At 57.2% G+C, this 18792-nt stretch carries 16 protein-coding genes; 8 read left to right on the plus strand and 8 right to left on the minus strand.

Annotated features, from left to right (window positions below; genetic code table 11):
* Nucleotides 1-85: 85 nt before the first annotated feature.
* Nucleotides 86-2815, minus strand: coding sequence for a polysaccharide biosynthesis/export family protein (locus tag ABEA08_RS04240; protein WP_345333623.1), 2730 nt, complete (start codon nt 2813-2815; stop codon nt 86-88).
* Nucleotides 2816-3029: 214 nt separating this feature from the next.
* Complete coding sequence (gene rfaH, locus ABEA08_RS04245; RefSeq protein ID WP_345333625.1) at nt 3030-3521, minus strand: transcription/translation regulatory transformer protein RfaH; 492 nt, start codon at nt 3519-3521, stop codon at nt 3030-3032.
* A gap of 391 nt (nt 3522-3912) precedes the next feature.
* On the opposite strand from rfaH, the gene ABEA08_RS04250 reads away from it, so the two are divergent.
* Nucleotides 3913-5418 carry a peptide MFS transporter gene (locus tag ABEA08_RS04250; RefSeq protein ID WP_345333627.1) on the plus strand — a complete coding sequence of 502 codons (1506 nt, stop codon included), beginning with the start codon at nt 3913-3915 and terminating at the stop codon, nt 5416-5418.
* Nucleotides 5419-5508: 90 nt separating this feature from the next.
* Here ABEA08_RS04250 and ABEA08_RS04255 read toward each other — a convergent pair whose 3' ends face one another.
* Nucleotides 5509-6633, minus strand: a complete 1125-nt coding sequence (locus ABEA08_RS04255) for a response regulator (protein WP_345333629.1) — start codon at nt 6631-6633, stop codon at nt 5509-5511.
* Between the two features lie 37 nt (nt 6634-6670).
* The gene (locus ABEA08_RS04260; RefSeq protein WP_345333774.1) at nt 6671-7438 is read right to left on the minus strand and encodes an MlaA family lipoprotein; all 768 of its coding nucleotides are present in this window, start codon (nt 7436-7438) and stop codon (nt 6671-6673) included.
* A gap of 142 nt (nt 7439-7580) precedes the next feature.
* Here ABEA08_RS04260 and fliK point away from each other — a divergent pair, with 142 nt between their 5' ends.
* Complete coding sequence (gene fliK / locus ABEA08_RS04265) at nt 7581-8870, plus strand: flagellar hook-length control protein FliK (RefSeq protein ID WP_345333631.1); 1290 nt, start codon at nt 7581-7583, stop codon at nt 8868-8870.
* Nucleotides 8860-9162, plus strand: coding sequence for an EscU/YscU/HrcU family type III secretion system export apparatus switch protein (locus ABEA08_RS04270; RefSeq protein WP_345333633.1), 303 nt, complete (start codon nt 8860-8862; stop codon nt 9160-9162). The genes fliK and ABEA08_RS04270 overlap by 11 nt, the downstream gene beginning before the upstream one ends.
* Before the next feature lie 90 nt (nt 9163-9252).
* Here the strand turns inward: ABEA08_RS04270 and ABEA08_RS04275 are convergent, their stop codons facing one another.
* Entirely contained in the window at nt 9253-9465 is a 213-nt protein-coding gene (locus ABEA08_RS04275) for a hypothetical protein (protein WP_345333635.1), read from the minus strand.
* A 196-nt stretch (nt 9466-9661) separates the two neighbouring features.
* On the opposite strand from ABEA08_RS04275, the gene ABEA08_RS04280 reads away from it, so the two are divergent.
* Nucleotides 9662-10951, plus strand: coding sequence for a GGDEF domain-containing response regulator (locus ABEA08_RS04280; RefSeq protein ID WP_345333637.1), 1290 nt, complete (start codon nt 9662-9664; stop codon nt 10949-10951).
* A 94-nt stretch (nt 10952-11045) separates the two neighbouring features.
* On the plus strand, nt 11046-11597 hold the full coding sequence (locus ABEA08_RS04285) for an outer membrane protein (protein WP_345333639.1): 552 nt from the start codon (nt 11046-11048) through the stop codon (nt 11595-11597).
* A gap of 340 nt (nt 11598-11937) precedes the next feature.
* Here the strand turns inward: ABEA08_RS04285 and ABEA08_RS04290 are convergent, their stop codons facing one another.
* Nucleotides 11938-13203: an ammonia-forming cytochrome c nitrite reductase subunit c552 gene (locus tag ABEA08_RS04290; protein ID WP_345333641.1), complete on the minus strand. Its 1266-nt coding sequence runs from the start codon at nt 13201-13203 to the stop codon at nt 11938-11940.
* 247 nt (nt 13204-13450) lie between these two features.
* Here ABEA08_RS04290 and ABEA08_RS04295 point away from each other — a divergent pair, with 247 nt between their 5' ends.
* On the plus strand, nt 13451-14335 hold the full coding sequence (locus ABEA08_RS04295; RefSeq protein ID WP_345333642.1) for an AEC family transporter: 885 nt from the start codon (nt 13451-13453) through the stop codon (nt 14333-14335).
* Between the two features lie 86 nt (nt 14336-14421).
* On the opposite strand, the gene ABEA08_RS04300 is transcribed toward ABEA08_RS04295, so the two are convergent.
* Both ABEA08_RS04300 and ABEA08_RS04305 read right to left on the minus strand, forming a co-directional pair.
* The gene (locus tag ABEA08_RS04300) at nt 14422-15603 is read right to left on the minus strand and encodes a vWA domain-containing protein (protein ID WP_345333644.1); all 1182 of its coding nucleotides are present in this window, start codon (nt 15601-15603) and stop codon (nt 14422-14424) included.
* A gap of 4 nt (nt 15604-15607) precedes the next feature.
* Entirely contained in the window at nt 15608-16444 is an 837-nt protein-coding gene (locus tag ABEA08_RS04305; RefSeq protein WP_345333646.1) for an AAA family ATPase, read from the minus strand.
* Between the two features lie 184 nt (nt 16445-16628).
* Between ABEA08_RS04305 and ABEA08_RS04310 the strand changes: the two genes are divergently transcribed.
* Both ABEA08_RS04310 and ABEA08_RS04315 read left to right on the plus strand, forming a co-directional pair.
* A complete protein-coding gene (locus ABEA08_RS04310; protein ID WP_345333648.1) occupies nt 16629-17903 on the plus strand; it encodes a DEAD/DEAH box helicase in 1275 nt (424 codons plus the stop codon).
* A 123-nt stretch (nt 17904-18026) separates the two neighbouring features.
* Complete coding sequence (locus tag ABEA08_RS04315; protein ID WP_345333650.1) at nt 18027-18461, plus strand: acyl-CoA thioesterase; 435 nt, start codon at nt 18027-18029, stop codon at nt 18459-18461.
* Nucleotides 18462-18792 lie beyond the last annotated feature (331 nt).

Genomic DNA, 18792 nt, shown 5'->3' on the forward strand with positions numbered 1-18792 from the left:
GAGCTTAGCCGTGAGGAGTTAGGGTTAAGCTCATTCTTAAAACCTAGGCTCTATTCCTAGAGCCTAGGTTTCCCTCGCAATCGCGTTAAATCACATTCAGCGCAGAGATAGCGACGGCGGTATTGTAGATAATACCCGTGACTTGGCTCCACAACGTCAGGCCATCTTTGTAGCTGGTATCCAACGGCATGATGATGGTGTCACCCGGTTGTAGGCCCTGTCGGCCACCAAACCAGCCGGTCTTTGGCAACATCACCGAGCCATCGGCGCGGACGATATACATGCGCCCGGTATCTGCCCGTCGGGTGCTACCGCCAGACAACTTCAGGTAGTCTTTAACCGACAGTCGCTCATCAAAGCGATGTGAAGTTGGGTGCTGAACTTCCCCCATCACCGCAATGGTTTGACGCATCGGCGGGATGTAAACCAGATCGCCACGCTCGGCGATCAGGTTATGACGCGGGTTCTCCCCTAAGATCTGCTCAAAATCCACCACCATCCGACCAGTCGCTTCCAGCTCTTCAAGCTGGGCCAGCATCGTATTGGTATCAGCAACCGAGGCGTAGCTACCGGTTTCGGACAGAGTGCGATTCGCCAACTCCTTACGCAGCGCGGTAACAACGCGGGTGATCTCCAGTTGCTCCTGTCGGCGCACCGCTTCGCGGGTAAATACGCCACCATAAGGGTAGGCATACTCGGTAAAGCCACCAGCTCGCTTGATCACATCCGCTAGGGTTTCCCCTTTTTGAATGGCATAGACCCCAGGGAAACGCACTTCACCGCGCACTTCGATCGTTGGCGTATCCTGCCAATCCGGCTTGGCGAAGACATTGAGTCGGTCGCGCCCTTGCAGCGCAATATCTGCATCCCCTTCACCGCTTACCACTTGGGCTAGCTTCACAGGCAGGTGCAGTACACTGGTACCGGACACATCACTGGCATCGGTACGGGACAACTCCGCCTGGATCAGATAAGCACTCTCTTTCAAACCACCCGCCAGGCTAAGCAGATCAGAAACATTCGCACCTTGAACCAAAGGATATAAACCCGGGTTGGTCACTTCGCCGTCGATCGCCACCACACGAACGCCTTGATCGTGGCGCGATTGGTTACTGAGCTTGGCCAGAACCGGGAACAGCAACTCTCGACGATTCAGCTGGGGTGACATCAGGATCAGCGAGTCGTGCTGGAACAGCGCCAATAGCACCCGGAACTTAAGGCTGTTGTTCGCCTCCATGTCATCAACATCAGATCGACGGTCACTTTCAACCGCTACACCTGCGACTGAACTACGATTATTCAGCGTCGTATTGAGCGCCAATCCTCCAAGACCTGCATTGGTGTCGCCACCACTGGTTTGGCCACTCGACTGTAGCTCCTGCTCTTCCAACAGTGCAGCAAACATCTTGCCCAACTCGCGGCGATCCAGTACCTCATCGCGCTCGTTGAATACAATGATCTTATCTCGCGGCAACAGCAACAGATCCTGCTCTGATGCAGGGTGACGCAGCGCTTGCTCGAGATGGAAGCCATGAACCTCAATGTCACCGCGGAAATTGGTTTCACGCACCACTAGGGCATAGCTGATGTCCGAGTTCCAGATCAGATCCGCAGACAGCGAGCGCAGAACGCTGGAGATCCGCATGCCATCCTGCCACTGATAGTTACCTGGGCGCGCCACGGCACCCACCAAGGTCACCGCACCGTCCAACTCATTTGTTGTCGCACGCACCTGAACACGGTCACCGTCACGAGCTTTCATCGCCTTGCCGGCGGCACTGGTCAGATCCAGATTAACGATGCTGCGCTGATGGCGATCATTAAAACGTTCCACAACCGAAGCCGAAGGGTAAGCACCGGCCAATGCGCCACCCGCCATGGCAACCACGTCTGCCATGGTTTCATTACCAGCCAACTCATAGATAGCTGGACGACGCACATCGCCATCAACGGCCACGGTCGCATTCAGAGTCGGAATAAAGACGACATCGCCGGACTGCAATCGGATATCACCGGACGCATCGCCCTTAAGCAGTAGGTCGTACGCATCGAATGATCCCACCAGCTTACCATCGCGCTTTACCTGAATATCACGCAGCGAACCGATCTCTCTCAGACCACCCGCCATGGTCAGCGCGTGAGAAACGGTCGACAGAGCGCTTACGGTGTAAGAACCGGGTTGGAAAGCGTCACCGGCAACGAAGATCCGGATAGAGCGCAGCTCACCCATGCTGATCGTCGCAGACACGCCGATCATCTGCTCCTTAACGGTCTTTTGCAGTAGCGCTCGGGCTTCAGCAAAGCTCAGGCCCGCCACATTCATCGGCCCCACTTGCGGGACGGTAATGCTGCCATTGCGATTGACCAGCAAGGTGTGGCTCTCAACATCCTTACCAAACAACTGCAGGACGATCTCATCTCCAGGCCCCAACACGTAATGCGCCGGGATAGGTGCATCGGTCGTGGGTGCAAAGGTCGATGGTGTGCCTGCAAACAGATCGTAGCCAAAAGGCTTTAACTGCCCCTGCACCACTTGATCCTCTGCTGCCATATCCTCTACGGCACGCTCCTCTTCAACCCGCGGCGATACCACTGGCGCCGACGCGTTCTGTAAGGAAGCGTTCGCCGAACCGCCACCCAGAGTGCTTGGATCGATGCCGTATTGGCGCGCCAAACGCTGCTGCTCAGACGCAGGCAGGTTTTTAAACTGCTGCATCATTTGCGGAGAGATCGAGGTCGACTGAACGCCCACCGAAACCATCAGAGGCAAAGTGGCAGCCAAAGGCAGCAACCACCGCTTGAGTCGTTGATTCATAATGAAAGAGATGTCCATGGCTAAAGACGCCGCACCCGATAAGTTAGTGGGCACTAACAAGTATGCGGCTGATAATTAATGATAATTTATTTTTTGACGTCGAGTCTTAGGCAGGCTGCCGCAGGGAAGTTAACCCAAACGTTACAGCTTTAAAGCCCAAATACAGCAACGCGAAAGCGCCTCAGAGGATAAGGCGCATTCGTGAGAATGTGTGTTATGAGCGCTTGAATGAGAGGTTGTCTACACTCAAGCGTTGCTGTTGGCCCATCATTTCGAGCATCAACAGGCTACGGCGTTTCCCATCCGGCTCAGCGTATATCGCTTCCAGATCGACAAAAGGGCCATCCGTGATGGTGACCCGGTCACCGGCTTGTGGCAGCTCCGTCTCTTGCACCTGTTGCTGGTGCAAACGCTGTCGTAAGGCCACCACTATCGCGGTCTCGACCGGCAAGATCTGACCGTTAGTTCGCACTAACGAGGACACGCCCGGTGTACTGCGGATGCTTTGAACCGAAGTAATAAAGGGATCGAAACGGACGAACAGATAGTTGGGAAACAACAATTGCGTTTCCATGACCGGCTTGCCGCGTTTGAGCTTTTCCACCTGAAGCTCAGGCAAAAAACAGCTGACACCGCGCAACTCAAGGTGAGTGCGTGCTAAGGCTTCTTTGCGCCCCTTGCAATACAGCAAGAACCAACCCTGCATACTCACTCCCCAGTAAACCGTTATCAACACCGCGCCAAACCAAAGTCGTCAGCGTTGTGCATGATACCAGCGACCAATAAGGGTGCAAGCCTAGGAGTCACGCTCAGCGTATTTTCACCATTGATCCATTCAATATTCGATCAGCTTGCCGCATTTACAAACACCTCCCTCAGAGATCTCTTACGTCGAGGCGCTCATTCGCCCGCATGTCGTTACAAAACACCCGCACAAATCCGCATCCTCTCGCTTTCAATGGTGCAACAATCTGGTTAAGGTAGGCACAATCTCCATTCAGCCCAATCAAATGACAGAGGCTGAACTGGCGCAGACACAGCCGGGGTGGATGCCCGGACACACCAAAAATCAGAACGAATCAGGGTAGACTCGCACAATGACTTCACAAAACTTTGATCGTGGCGAATTTCTTGGCCACCCAAAGGGGCTATTTCTCCTATTTACGACCGAGCTGTGGGAGCGCTTCAGCTACTATGCGATGCGCGCCATTCTGGTGCTTTATCTGGTCGACCGCGTCTCGGCGCAAGGCGGCGCTGGGCTCGGCTGGACGCAGGCCGATGCCCTGTCACTGTACGGAACCTTTACCGGTTTGGTGTATGTGACGCCGCTTATCGGCGGCTGGTTAGCCGATAACTACCTCGGCCAACGTAAGGCCATTATGCTCGGTGGCGCCTTGATGGCCCTCGGTCAATTTACTCTGGGCGCGCCTCATGCCTGGGTCCCCGGTATGGAAACCACAATGTTCTACATCGGGCTGGGCACGTTGATCTTGGGCAATGGCTTATTTAAGCCCAACATTTCCACCATGGTGGGCGATCTCTACCCCGAAGGCGATCATCGCCGCGACGGCGCCTTCACCATCTTCTATATGGGGATCAACATCGGTGCAGCCATGGCCGGTTTCCTTGTTGCCTGGGCCTACACCAGCTTCGGCCATGACGCGGTGTTTGAAGGGAAAGAGGTGTTCGTCAATAACTGGCAGGCCGGCTTTATCCTAGCCGGGATCGGCATGGTGATCTCCATGATCATTCAGGCACTCTGGGCACAAAAACTGCTGGGCAATATCGGTACCATCCCCGCTGCTCAGTTAGACAAACAGAGTCAGGCAACGCCCCGCAAAGAACCGCTGACTGCGGTAGAGCGTGATAGGCTCAAGGTGATCCTGGTAATGGGCCTGTTCACCATTATCTTCTGGGCTGGCTTTGAGCAGGCCGGTGGCTTGATGAACCTGTTTACCAATGAGTTCACCGATCGCACCATAGGTTCGTGGCAGGTGCCTACCGCCTGGTTCCAATCATTGAATGCCATCTTTATCGTGATCTTCGCGCCGATCATCGCCTCTATCTGGGTCCGGCTGGGCAACAAGGAGCCGAACTCGCCGGTTAAATTCGGCTTTGGTCTGGTGCTACTGGCGGTTGGTTTCCTGTTTATGATCGGTGCCGTCATGGAGATGGGCGGCGATCCCACCATGAAGTCCTCCATGTGGTGGCTGGTGGGTGCCTACCTGTTCCACACGTTGGGCGAGCTGTGCTTATCCCCTATCGGTTTGTCGATGGTCACCAAACTGGCACCGCTGCGGATCGCCTCTTTGATGATGGGCGCTTGGTTCCTGTTTATTGCTGCCGCCAATAAGATCGGGGGCCTTGTCGGCTCATTGATCGGCCACGGTGGCGAGAAGGAAGAGCAACTGGCCAACGCCCTGTCGATCTTTGCCGGGATCGCCATTACCGCTGTGATCTCCGGGGTGATCCTATTCTTTATGGCCAACAAGTTAGTGGACTGGATGCACGGCGCAGAAGATAGCCACACCAAGGATGAACTTGAAGCCTTGGAAGAGGAAGTGGCAGTGACCGGCGAACACGAAGCGATGCCACGCAATTGATGCTCTCGGCTCACTCAAAGTGCTGACAAAGACAACGCCCCCGGACTGAGGTCCGGGGGCGTTTTTACATCCAGCAGGCGCAATCTGGTGCTAACCGGTGGCTTTGAGCTGCACGCATCCGCCTGTGCTTTTGCTGTCACACACCCCTTGGAACCGGTTATTCAATAGGTCGCGGCGAACGTGCTCTGCCCCTTCCAACAGTACCAAGGCCTGACCCGGCGCCAGATCGCGGAAGTGGCTGTGCGGCCGATTGTCACCTGCAACACCGATAGGGGGCGTTTCCGGCAGGATGATGCGAGACAGTTGATCCTCGTTTCTGAGGAACACCTTAATATCGGTTCCCGCACGGCCAATCGCCACCCGGCGCGATTGCAGATCAAGCACCATGTACGCCATCTCCAGCGCACAGCTGAGGCCGGACTTCACCAACTGCTCATTGAGATAACTGAGCATGGCATAGGGCTCCAACACGGCGGTACTGCCACCTTGGCGGAAACGTTTTAGCTTTTGATTAAGGAAGCTGCGCAACAATACGCTGACGAAGGCGCTGACGTTGCCGCTTGGCGAAACCTTGGCTAAATAGGCGCAATAGTGATGCTCGCCGCACTCAAAGCCGTCGCACAACAGGGCACTGACTGGCTCCGAACGATACAGGTTGTAGGTGAAATTGCAGTTAGCAAAGGTCTGGGAGGTCGCAGGAAACAGCTGGGCCTGCACCAGCTGCGCTGTTGCCGTATCGTTTTGCAACGCCTCGAAGTTTTCTGACATCACTAACGACTGCTCAGGACTTTCCCACTCCGTCCCTATGCTATTGGTCCGTTCGGGCGGCTCCAGTCCGCCTGACTCCCTTAAACAATCCACCATCGCATTATGAAGCACCTGCAGATCCGCCAAGGGCTTCATCAAATAATCCCAGGCACCATTACGCAGTGCTTCGACCACATCAGACATCGCCTTATTGGCGGTGATCACGATACTTGGTAGCTGTGGCGCCGTCTCCGCAAGCTTTTGCAGAAATTCCAATCCACCCATTCTGGGCATACACAGATCAACCAAGGCAATGTCCGGTCGGCTCAACGCGAATTGTTCGAGTCCATGCTGCCCATCCTCTGCCTCCGCAACCGTCATTCCTTGTTGGCGACAATAATCGCTAACCAGCTGACGAAAGACTGGATCGTCCTCGACAACCAATACTTTAATTCCTTGTAAAGCCATGGCTCACCCTAGCCCTTCGGACTTGTTGTTGTTGTTGTCAGTCAATCTCATCCAGATAATCATCAAGCCAATCGTCGTCCTCTTCCTTCAGTGGAGGATTGCCGTCGTACAGCTGAAACTCTATGTACTGAAAATACGCTTCTCTGGTGAAGGCGTAGGGGTCCAGCGAACTGTCCAATAACGCCTCCTGCTCAATCAGTTTAGACCGCGTCGCCAAACCGTCCAGAGTCCAGCGCCCAGCGGCCTGCCAAAAGTTAAATAGGCTATGTGGGAAATACAGCTTATCGACAACGTCGCCGGCCTCATCCCGAACCGAACTCGGCCCCAGTACCGGCAGCATCAAATAGGGGCCATCCGGCACGCCCCAATAGCCAAGCACCTCACCAAACTGATCCTGCTTGCGCTCCAAGCCCATCTCCGTAGCGACATCCATCAACCCCACGACGCCGATGGTGCTGTTGATGAGGAAGCGGGCCGTGGCATTGGCCGCCCAGGCTGGCTTGAGCTGCAACAGGTTATTCACCGCACTAAAGGGCTCATCCAGATTTCTGACAAAGTTCTCTACGCCATTTTGCGCCGGCCGCGGCACATAGTCCGCATAGACGTGTACGACAGGCCGGACAATATAGCGATCGAGATAAAGGTAGTTTAGATCCCAAACCCAACGGTTAAACGGCTCGATAGGATCCCGTGGATCCTTATAACTTTCCTCGATGCCGAACTCATCCATTTCGGCCCAAGCGGTAAAACTCACCGCCCAAGACAGTAGCAAGAGCAGAAGAAAACGGCATCCAACGGCAATCACTCTCAAAATTTATCCCCTACTGGCCGATATCCCTATTAACAGCAAACGGGTTGTGTCAACTGACGTTATTGCCCAAAAGTTTACCACCTCAACTGCGGAGTTAAACAATTATCAACCACTTACCGAACAGTGCGGCCACTCTGTGTTAACCATAGGTGCCCAATTACCAGTTAGCCAGCTCGGTCAGCGTGCAGCGACTGCTCCTTTACTGCCGCTGATCAGCGCTCGCCCGGTTGAGCATGCGTTGATCGTGGACCGATCTGGCCCGTCGCTCGCCTTCCAACGTCCCGCAACCGGGCTGGCTGGCCCCTACCTACTGCAACATCAGCAGGGCCAACCGGTACTCCATCAACTCAAAAGCCATAGCACCACGCTGGCACTGACGGCCTTGCCACCCGCCACAGCCAGTGCCATCCGTGCCTTATTGGCAGGCGGCCATTCGGTCGGCCAACTGCGGGCCGACCCACAAGGCCGGGCAATGCTGCTGACCCCCTCCAGTGGGATCCCCCTGCCTATCTCCCTGCCGCCCAATAGCGAATGGCTGGTGAGACTCCTAGAGCACGGCAGTTCGCGCCTGCAGCTGTACCAGCTGGCGCAGATCTTAAAGGCGCTGCCAAACACCCCGCAGCCCCATTCTGGCTCACAAAGCCAAGCTGCGCCCCCAGCCGCATCCGCTCATCGCCCATTCGATGGGTTCGGCCAAGCGACGACCGTGCCAAGTGATGGCAAAGATCCGCTCTCCGCGCTCGCCCGCAACCTGGCACCCATGATGGGCAACAGTCAGTTAACCCCGCTGCCATTACCCAGCCTGGCACAGCTGGCCAACCCCACGCTGCTGGCCATGCTGCTGACGCAGATCGGTCAGTTTCCCGCCAATAGTCGACTCGCGCCACCGCTCGGCCCCATCGCCCAGCTGTGGCAGCGCCTGTTGATGCAACGCCGCAGTCGGACAGAGGATGACAGCACGTCCGATGAACACTCGCTACTGGCGTCTGAGGCGCAGCTGAACACCTTGACGCCGATGATCCGCCAGCTGACCGACTTTCAGCAGCAGAGCCAAGCCGACAGTGAGCACCCACTACTTTTTCTGGCCCTACCTTATGGGCAACAACAGGAGCAGCGTGAGTTGCAGCTGTCGCTACAGCGCTATCAGTCCGAGCCACAAGCTCAGCAAAGAAGTTGGTTGTTGACGCTGCGTTTCGAATTGGACCCAGGGCCATTGCTGGTTAAGGCTCGCTACAGCGAAGGCACGCTGCGCCTGGATATGACCGCCAACAGCAGCGGCCTGTGTCAGCAAGCCGAGCGCTATGTCGATGCCTTGACCGAGCGATTGGAAAGTGCCGGGCTGCGGCTCAGCAGCGTGAACTGCCAAGTCGGCACCGTCCCCGACAAATTGACTCAAGGGAGGCCAATGCTGATCTATGGACGATAAACCCAAAAAAGCGGTGGCTGTCCGCTATGACGGCCAAGACGCCCCGCGGATCACCGCCAGCGGCGAAGGCCATGTTGCCGAGCAGATCCAAACCCTAGCGCAGGACGCCGGTGTCCTCGTCCACCACGATCCGCAATTGGCCGAACTGCTGGCTAAGCTGGAGCTGGGTGAGCAGATCCCACCACAGCTTTATCTGATCATCGCCGAGCTGATCGCCTTTGCTTACCTGATAGAGGGTCGCTTTCCTGAGCAATGGCACAATATCCATCAACGGCTCAATACGAAGGCCTAAAACTTCACATCAGACTGAGCTCGGTCGATCCAGAGCCCTTAGGAGAGTGTAAAGTTGATCCCGTAAAGACCCCGCCTGGCTCACACGAGCCTACTTTAGGTGCACAAATTGACTCTGCACCCCAAGCTGCTGCGCCGCCTCCGTCAGGGCCTCCTCCTGACTGTGGGCGTGCAGCTTGATGGTACTGCTGTGAAACAGATCATTGGTGTACTGATCCCAAAACACCCAACGCGCTTGCCACCCCTCAGTATCAACCACATTGCCATCATGAAACACTTCAACACTGGCATTTTGATGCGCCATAACGCCTCCTACAACCGGCTCAACCTCATATTAAGTATGACCCATTTCGTTTTAACCGCAGTGCCGCTGCCCACTCCGCAGGCTCGTTCTCGGGCACGCGCCGCCAGCCACTGCGAGTTCAAGCACCTAAGCCAATGGTTTAAAGGCTTTTGTGACTCAGACTCAGCGTTTACACTGAGACTCTCAAGGATGACTCTTGGCACCGAACATGGATAAAAAGCGGATCCTCATCGTCGAAGACAGCGCGACGGTCACCAAAGTATTGCGTCACCTGATCCTGCAATTTGGCCACTTTGAGGCCCTTTTTGCGCAAACATTGGCGCAAGCACAGCAGCTGTGCCTGCAACAGGCGGACGCATTGTTTGCCGCTGTGGTCGATCTCACCCTACCCGACGCCCCCAATGGTGAGATCGTCGAACTCACTCTGGCGCACCAACTCCCCACCATCGTCCTAACCGGCAACTTTGACCCCAAGCAACGTGCCCACTGGCAAGGCAAAGGCGTGGTGGACTACATCACCAAAGAGGGACGCTATAGCTACGAACTCGCCCTCAAACAGCTGCAGCGCCTGGGCAACAACCATGAGCACAAGATCCTGGTGGTGGAAGACTCCCGTCCGGTCCGCAAATTGATCGTCGCGGCGCTAGAGCGTCAGCACTATCAGATCTTTCAAGCCGAGCACGGTGAACAGGCACTGCAACAATTAGCGCAGCAGCCGGACATCAAGCTGATGCTGACAGATTATCAGATGCCGCACATGGACGGCTTTGAGCTGATCCAGCAACTGCGGCGCACGCGCGATCCCACCCAACTGTGCATCATCGGCCTCTCCACCAACAGCGATGCCGCCCTCTCGGCCAAATTCATCAAATATGGTGCCAACGACTTCCTACTTAAGCCCTTTCTGCATGAAGAGCTGTATTGCCGCGTCAACCAAAACATCGAGCTTATCGAGCGGATGGAAGCCATGCGCGATGCGGCCAGTCGCGATTATCTCACCGGCCTCTATAACCGCCGTCACTTTTTCGCCCACGCTGAGGCACACTATCAGAGCCTGAAGCAACAGAGGCACAAGGTAACAGTTGCGGTGATCGATCTGGATCACTTCAAGCAGATCAACGACCGCCATGGCCACCTGATCGGCGATCAGGTGCTCAAAGCCATGGCCGACGCGTTAACCACACACTTGGGTCGGTTTCTGATCGCGCGAGCCGGAGGCGAGGAATTTTTCCTGATGATGGCCGGGATCGGCAGCGAGCAAGCATTGCGCCTGTTGCAGCCTCTACGGCAAAGACTCGCGGCTGAGCCTATCATGACCGACGCAGGCCCCATCACCGTCCGATTCAGTGCCGGTGTGTCGGAGCGCATAACAGATAAGATCGAGCAGCAGCTGCACCAAGCCGATATCCTGCTGTATCAAGCCAAGCAAGGCGGGCGGGATCAAAGCATCGGCGATCACGGCGCTGTGACCATCAGCAGCGGCTAATCAATAGCCGATCCGGATCGCATTTCCTGTGCCCGAACTTTGACCCGTTCACCGGCGCTGCCAGAATGCCGTTTTGTCCCTGCCACAAGTGACTATGCGTAACTGGATCCTGCTTTTAACCTGCGGTGCCTTGATGCTGCCCGCCGCCTCTGCCAACTGGCGCATCGACGAAACGCCGCGGGGCGCACAACTCTCGCGCGTGCCTTACGTGATCCTCGCGGCCGATCACTTCAACATGGCCGATGGCGAGCTGTGGGGGATCACTCTGGCCCCACACCACTTTGATCCCAACTATCCGGAATGGGGCTACTACGGCGGCTTTGCTTGGGGTGGCTCGAGCAATGTCACCACCGAGGCACCCGGTCGCGCCAAAACCAGTCGCTATATGGGTCGGTTTGGCCTCAGCTATCGCATGCTGGCCGATCTCAGCCTGTATGGCGGCGTCGCCCGCCTCACCGATGAACTCAAGTCCACCGACGGCACCAGCCAATACTGCACCGAATGTGAGCCGGTATGGCGTACCGAAAAAGATCACCGCTGGGGCGCCGAGGCCGGGGTACGGTATGCGCTGCCCGGCAACATCGCCATCGGGATCGGCTACAACTGGGCCACCGACTCGATGATACTGACGCTCGGGTTGCATTAACCAGCATGATAAGCGCAGCCGCCGATCACGCTAGCGCGCGGCGATAGAGGGCTGCGCCCTTGGCCTTATGTTGCGAATGCGACGGCCGTACGGCCAACGCCTCGCGCTAAGCGCTGCGCACGTAAAAGCCAAAGCTAAACACGGCGCTTGCTCTGCCCGCCCTGCTCTTACTGATCGCTGACAGCTTAAAGCTTAAAGCTTAAAGCTGCTCTGCCTGCTCTGCCTCGGCGCAGCCGATACCGCCGCGACGAAGTCGCCTAAGCCCGCGCGCAGCGCATACCGCCGTGCCGAAGGCACATGCAGCCAGCGCTTTGCTTTTGCTTTTGCTGACAGCTGACCATCAATATCCCCGCTGTGTCGCAGCCGGCCAGTGGTCTTTCACCTGCTGCTCGATAAAGCGACGCTTCTCATCTTCCAGCTCAGGCAGGTGGATCCCCAGCGCTTGTTGCGCGCTTTGCTTACTGGACAGATCTGGATACGTCACCTCGTCAACACCGTACATCTCCAGCACCATTTCCAATCGGGCCCGCGCCATGTTGGCCTGACGGCGTGCGGTCGCTAACAAAGCCAAGCCTTCTTCCGGGTTATGGGCATAGGTGCCGTGAGACGACGTCGCGAAATCCCAACGCCACTGGGCATGGCGGATATCGGTCAGGGCCGGTTGCATCTGCTCCCACTGTGCGCCCGCCCCCCAGGCGGCTCCGGCCTCAAAGTGCGCCTGTACCAGCAGCGCTTCCACCTCGGTCCGCGCCGCATCGATGGCCGCTTTACTCTCGGCCAGGCGCAATTCCAACTGGCTTTGGCTGCTGTGACAACCGGCACAGGCGACATCAAAATTGGCCATGGCTGAGCCGATCTGATGATCCTGATACACCCGGCCGTTATCATCCTGACGCTCCGGCATATGACAGGTTACGCAGGTCACCTCCAACTTGGCATGCTGGCTGCGGCTCCAGTGCTCATATTCCGGGTGGCGGGCCTTGATCACGGCCACACCGGACACCGGATGAACCCAATCGTAGAAGCGCCGGGTATCAAGATATTTCTCAATATCATCGGCCGTACTGCCAAAGATCCAGGGGATATTCACCTTATTGTCTTCTTCCGGCTGGAAGTAATAGGTCACATGGCACTGACCGCACGTTTGCGCCCCCTGCATCGCCACACTTTGCTGCTCAAAAGGCTGCTTGACCTTATTCATCGCGTTGACGGCATGCGGCCGCGATAGAGCCAGCTCGCCGCTGCCAGGCGCATGGCAATCCGCACAGCCCACCGCATTACCCATCCCCTCACCCAGCTGGGCAAAGGTATGCGCGGCAAAGCCATTTTCGCCATGAAGATCCATCAAGCGTGGCACATCCGGTGTCTTACAGGTCCAGCACGCTGCATCGCCGCTACCATCCGCAGTCCGCAGCGTTTGCGTCACGTCCGCCACCGCGTATTGATGCCCTCGAGGCGTATGAAACTCTTTGGCATAAGGGCTCCCCGCCCATAGCGCCACTAAGGCCGGGCGCTGAGCCAACACGTCTTGCCGCGACTCCGTCAGTTCGGTCTTCGCCCAGCTGTCGTATTCCGCGGGAAAGCTCCCCTGCCAATCCTCGCTCACGCTGCCATTAGGTGGCTGGCTCGACCCAAAGCAAGCCGATAACAGTGGTAAAACAGCAAGTGCGATGAAACCCTGACTTCTTGTGCGCATAGATCCTCAATATCTGTTGGCTAAGGTGCGTGCGGCATTGTTGCGTTTAACTTACACCTTTATGGTTTCACATCCAGCCACCGAAACGCATTTCCCTCATGATAAAGTGTGACAGCCTTCGAGCGGAGCGAGGTAATATATCCCTAAAGGAGTAGTCATGTTCAGCACCATTGCTGCCATCTTGTTTCCCCTCTTCGCAGTCGTCCTCTGCGGTTATGGCCTGGCAAAAACCGTTGCGCCAGACTTTTCTCCGCTCAATCGCATCAACATGGCAGTGTGTGTCCCCGCACTGATCTTCACCTCCCTGCTGCAGCTGGATCTGACCCGTGGACTCTACGGCCCCTTGCTGCAAGCGGGGCTGATCGCACTCCTGCTACCCGGCCTGCTGTTGTGGCCACTATGCCACTGGTTGAACCAACCCTTTCGGTTGTGGGCACCGCTGAATATGTTCCGTAATGCAGGCAACTTGGCGATCCCCCTCTATGCCTTCGCCTTTGGCGAGGCGGCGCAAGACGCGGCGGTCCTGCTGTTTGCGGTCTCTGCGCTGCTGCATATGACCGTCGGGCTGTTGATCTACCAAGGCCGCTTCTCGATACGATCCCTATTCAGCTCGCCGTTGGCCCCTTCGGCCTTGCTGGCGATCGCCATCAACCTGCTGCAGATCCCGGTGTGGCCGCCCATCGTGCAAAGCGCCGAACTCGCTGGCCAAGCGGCGATCCCGCTCATGCTGATTGCGCTTGGCGGCCAGTTGAGTCAATTGCGCTGGTCCGGACTCTATCTCGGCCTGCTCGGCACAGGGATCAGCCTGTTGACCGGTGCCGTCAGCTTTGGCCTGATCTACTGGTGGATCCCCCTGCCTACGCTGCACCTGCAGATGATGTTACTGTTCGCCATGTTGCCGCCCGCAGTGATGAACTACCTGTTTGCTGAGCGCTACAACATCGAGCCACAGAAGGCCTCCAACATCATCTTGTTTGGCAATTTTCTCAGCGTGATCACCCTGCCCATCTTGCTGATGGTGGCTTTTGCGCTGGCAGGCTGAGCAACGAGACAAGGGGTGTTAACGCGCCCGCCACCGGTGCCTCTGTCCCCCTTTCCAGAGCGCCTCAGCGTCCCAAACTCAACCCGTTACCGCCCCGTCAGCAGCGTCTGAATGCCCCGCTCAAGCCCCTCCAGCGTCAGCGGATACATGCGAGCCGAGACGAGCTGCTGCACCATGGCAATGCTTTGGGTGTAACGCCACTGCGACTGAGGCTCCGGATTGAGCCAGATCACCCGTTCAAACTGCTCGGTCAGGCGCTGCATCCAAGCCGCCCCCGGCTCTTCATTCATTTGCTCGACACTGCCGTAGCGATGGCTGATCTCATACGGCCCCATTGACGCATCGCCAATAAAGATCACCTTGTAGTCCTTGGGGTAGGTGCGCAACACCTCCAGCAGCGGGATCACCTCCGCGTGACGGCGGCGGTTATCGCGCCAAACAAAGTCATAGATAAAGTTATGGAAGTAGTAATACTCCAGATGCTTAAACTCGCTGCGACAGGCCGAAAACAGCTCTTCGCACATCTGAATGTGCGGATCCATCGAGCCGCCCACATCAAAGAACAGCAACACCTTGATGGCGTTGTGCCGCTGAGGCACCAGCTTGACATCCAGCATGCCGCCATTGTTGGCGGTCGACCGGATGGTGTCATCCAGATCCAGCTCCTCCGCCGCACCGTTGCGGGCAAAGCGCCGCAGTTTGCGCAGCGCCATCTTGATGTTGCGGGTGCCCAGCTCCACCTCATCGTCGAAGTTACGATACTCGCGCTTATCCCACACCTTGGCAGCCGACTTGTTGCGACTTTCTCCCCCCACGCGAATGCCGCCCGGGTGATAACCGCTATTACCAAAGGCGGAGGTGCCACCGGTGCCGATCCACTTATTGCCGCCCTGATGCCGCTCTTTTTGCTCCTTCAGACGCTCATTGAACGCCGCCATCAACTTATCCAGCCCGCCCCAAGACTGCACTTGCGCCTTCTGCGCCTCGGTCAGCGCCTTAAGGAAGTCCGACTGGACCCACTCCGGCGGGATCGCCCCCTCATCCAGGCCATCGAGGCTGTCCAACCCATCGAAAAATGCGCCAAAGGCGCGGTCAAACTTGTCGTAGTGACGCTCATCCTTGATCAAGCAGGTGCGGGCCAGCAGATAGAACTCCTCCAGCGAGCCAAAGGCCAGATCCTGACTGAGCGCGTCTAACAGCAGCAACTGCTCGTTGATCGACACCGGCAACCCCGCGCGGCGCAAACAGCGAAAGAATCCGATCAACATGGGCTCAATCCCGGCGAGTCATAAAGGCCAGACGTTGCAGCAACTGCACGTCCTGCTCGTTCTTCACCAAGGCGCCATACAGCGGTGGAACCGCCTGGCGCAGATCCCCCGCCAGCGCCTCGACGGAGATATCATCTGCCATCAGCAACTTGAGCCAATCCACCAGCTCGGAGGTAGAGGGCTTCTTCTTCAGGCCGGGGATCTCCCGCAACTCAAAGAACCGCTCCAACGCGCGCCGGGCCAGATCGCGTTTCAGCTGAGGAAAGTGCACATCCAAGATCCGCTGCATGGTGGCTTCATCGGGAAAACGGATGTAGTGGAAGAAACAGCGACGCAGAAACGCATCCGGCAGTTCCTTTTCGTTGTTGGAGGTGATGATCACGATCGGCCGATGCTTAGCGCGGATCACTTCACCGGTCTCGTAGACTGAGAAGGCCATCTTATCCAGCTCCACCAGCAGATCATTAGGAAACTCAATGTCGGCCTTGTCGATCTCATCGATCAGCAGCACCACCTGCTCATCCGACTCAAACGCCTGCCACAAAGCGCCTTTTTTCAGGTAGTGACGCACATCCTCCACCTCGGCTTTGCCCAACTGGGAATCCCGCAAGCGGGACACCGCGTCATAGTCATACAGCCCCTGTTGTGCCTTACTGGTGGACTTGATGTGCCACTGTAACAGACGCTTGCCCAACGACGCCGCCACCTGCTCCGCCAGCATGGTTTTACCGGTGCCCGGCTCACCTTTGATCAACAAAGGCCGCTGCAGGATGACGGCGGCGTTCACCGCCATCTGCAGATCGTCCGTCGCAATGTATTCCGAGGTGCCTTCAAACTTCATCCGTGATCCTCCGCAAAGATTTGCCCGCAGCATGACATAAAGCCAGTAAGGCCTCCATCGTCGATTTGAACGAGCGTTTTAACTTGAGCCGGTTCAGACAAGGAATTTCGAGATCGCAACCGACAAGCTATGATCGATCAGGTATAATTTGCGCCCTTAATTTTCAGTCGGTCAGGAAATCACCATGAGTTTTGCATCCCAGGGCTTTGGCCCCGAAATTGTTCGTGCCGTTACCGAGTGCGGGTACGACAAGATGACGCCCGTTCAGCGCAAAGCCATCCCCGCCGCCCGCAAGGGTCGCGATATCCTGGCCAACGCCCAAACCGGCACCGGCAAGACCGCCGCCTTTGCCCTGCCTATCCTGCAGCAACTGCAGGATAGCCCCAAGATGCAGCAAGGCCGACAGGTTCGCGCGCTGATCCTCGCACCGACCCGAGAGCTGGCCGCACAGATCGCCGCAAACTGCCGTGACTACGCCAAGCACACCGAGCTGAGCGTCGCCGTTGTCTACGGCGGCACCAAGATGAGCAGCCAAACCGCTGCGCTGCACGCCGGTGTCGATCTGCTGGTTGCCACGCCGGGTCGCTTGCTGGAGCACGTCGCCGAAAACAACGTCAGCCTCAGCCAGGTGGAGCACCTGGTGCTGGACGAAGCCGATCGCATGCTCGATATGGGCTTTGCCAGCGAGCTGACCCGCATCATGAAGTTGGTGCCACCCAAGCATCAAACCATGCTGTTCTCCGCCACCTACCCACCGAAAATGAAGCAGCTGGCCACCCAGGCGCTGAGCAACCCGGTTGTGGTGTCCGTCGCCGCGCAAAACAGCACTGCAGAAACCGTGTCCCACGTGATCTATCCGGTGGATGAAAACCGTAAGTTGGATCTGATCGTCGAGCTGATCGGCCGTAAGAACTGGCGCCAGGTGCTGGTGTTTGCCAACTACAAAGAGAGCGTCGATGCGGTCGTGGCCGAGCTCAACAAATACGGCGTACCTGCCGACGCCTGCCACGGCGACAAGACCCAAGGCGCTCGTCGCCGCGCCTTGCGTGAATTCAAAGAGGGCAAGTTGCGGGTGCTGGTGGCCACCGATGTTGCCGCCCGCGGTCTGGATATCCAAGGCCTGCCCTACGTGGTCAACTTTGACGTGCCGTTTCTGGCGGAAGACTATGTCCACCGTATCGGCCGCACCGGCCGGGCCGGAGAGCGTGGCCACGCCATCTCGTTTGTTGGTCGCGACGAAGAGCTGTCCATCGCCCAGATCGAGAAGCTGATCGAGCAAAACATCCACCGCATCAACCAACCCGGTTATGAGGTCAAGGATCGCACCAACCTCATCTACGAGGTGCACAACAAACAGCGCTATACCCGCAAGCGTGCCCGGGAAAACAACCCGACCGACCAATCCGCCGGCGAGCGCCAACTGCGCGCCCGCAAGGTGGCCAAAAAGTCGGGACGTTAAGCCCAAACGCCAAAACAAAAGAGAGCCTTTCCGGCTCTCTTTTGCTTTCTGGCCCATGGCGCTTTACGCACCCACCTGTGGATTGATAACCTGAGCGCTCAATAATTAAACGGACGTTTGAAAATGGAACAGTTCAAGCAAGACTACCCGGTATGGATGGAGCAGCAGGTGGCTTGGGGCGAGATGGATGCCCTCAACCACATCAATAACGTGGTGTATTTTCGCTATTTCGAAAACATCCGTATTCACTTCTTCCGCCGGTTTGAGTTTATGGAATCGCTGATGGGCCAGCGGTTGGCGCCGATCCTCAGCGAAACCCAATGCCGTTATCGCCGTCCTGTAACCTTTCCCGATCAGCTCCTGCTGGGCACCCGGATCACCCAACTGAGCGATGACCGCCTCAGCATGGAGTACGCGGTGTACAGTCAGGCGCAGCAGTGCATCACCACCTTAGGCAGTGCGACCGTGGTTTGCGTCGACACCCAAACCGGTCGTCCCAGCCCGCTGCCAATGCCACTGGCCTCGGCCCTCAAAGCCAGCCCAGCTTGTCGCTGCTAACGCTGAGCCGGCGGCGCTAGAGCTGAAACCGATCCAACTTCGCCCCCCTTTGCGGTCGCGTCCTGCTGGAGTTGCCCGGCGATCGTCAGCTGTTGTTGTACACAGCTGACTCGAACGATCGACGCCAGCACGCGCCGGCATCGCCATAAAGTTACTCATTTGCGAGTCCGCCGCCCGCCAAAAGCAGGCCAGACTGCCCAGCGCCGTCAGCCTGACCGAAAGCGATCCCAGCTTGTTATTGCGCTCCATCCCTCTGCCCTTTCATCCCGGTCGTTGTCGGCGAATGTCCAGCCACAGGGTCAAACACCCCCACGCCCGGTGCCGACAACGC

It is taken from the genome of Ferrimonas pelagia (assembly GCF_039543565.1).
Classification (GTDB): Bacteria; Pseudomonadota; Gammaproteobacteria; order Enterobacterales; family Shewanellaceae; genus Ferrimonas; species Ferrimonas pelagia.

Excerpts from the sequence above, each read along its gene's own strand:
- ABEA08_RS04240 (WP_345333623.1), bottom strand. The coding sequence starts at position 2,815 with ATGAATCAACGACTCAAGCGGTGGTTGCTGCCTTTGGCTGCCACTTTG.
- rfaH (WP_345333625.1), bottom strand. The coding sequence starts at position 3,521 with ATGCAGGGTTGGTTCTTGCTGTATTGCAAGGGGCGCAAAGAAGCCTTA.
- ABEA08_RS04250 (WP_345333627.1), top strand. The coding sequence starts at position 3,913 with ATGACTTCACAAAACTTTGATCGTGGCGAATTTCTTGGCCACCCAAAG.
- ABEA08_RS04255 (WP_345333629.1), bottom strand. The coding sequence starts at position 6,633 with ATGGCTTTACAAGGAATTAAAGTATTGGTTGTCGAGGACGATCCAGTC.
- ABEA08_RS04270 (WP_345333633.1), top strand. The coding sequence starts at position 8,860 with ATGGACGATAAACCCAAAAAAGCGGTGGCTGTCCGCTATGACGGCCAA.
- ABEA08_RS04275 (WP_345333635.1), bottom strand. The coding sequence starts at position 9,465 with ATGGCGCATCAAAATGCCAGTGTTGAAGTGTTTCATGATGGCAATGTG.
- ABEA08_RS04285 (WP_345333639.1), top strand. The coding sequence starts at position 11,046 with ATGCGTAACTGGATCCTGCTTTTAACCTGCGGTGCCTTGATGCTGCCC.
- ABEA08_RS04295 (WP_345333642.1), top strand. The coding sequence starts at position 13,451 with ATGTTCAGCACCATTGCTGCCATCTTGTTTCCCCTCTTCGCAGTCGTC.
- ABEA08_RS04300 (WP_345333644.1), bottom strand. The coding sequence starts at position 15,603 with ATGTTGATCGGATTCTTTCGCTGTTTGCGCCGCGCGGGGTTGCCGGTG.
- ABEA08_RS04305 (WP_345333646.1), bottom strand. The coding sequence starts at position 16,444 with ATGAAGTTTGAAGGCACCTCGGAATACATTGCGACGGACGATCTGCAG.
- ABEA08_RS04310 (WP_345333648.1), top strand. The coding sequence starts at position 16,629 with ATGAGTTTTGCATCCCAGGGCTTTGGCCCCGAAATTGTTCGTGCCGTT.
- ABEA08_RS04315 (WP_345333650.1), top strand. The coding sequence starts at position 18,027 with ATGGAACAGTTCAAGCAAGACTACCCGGTATGGATGGAGCAGCAGGTG.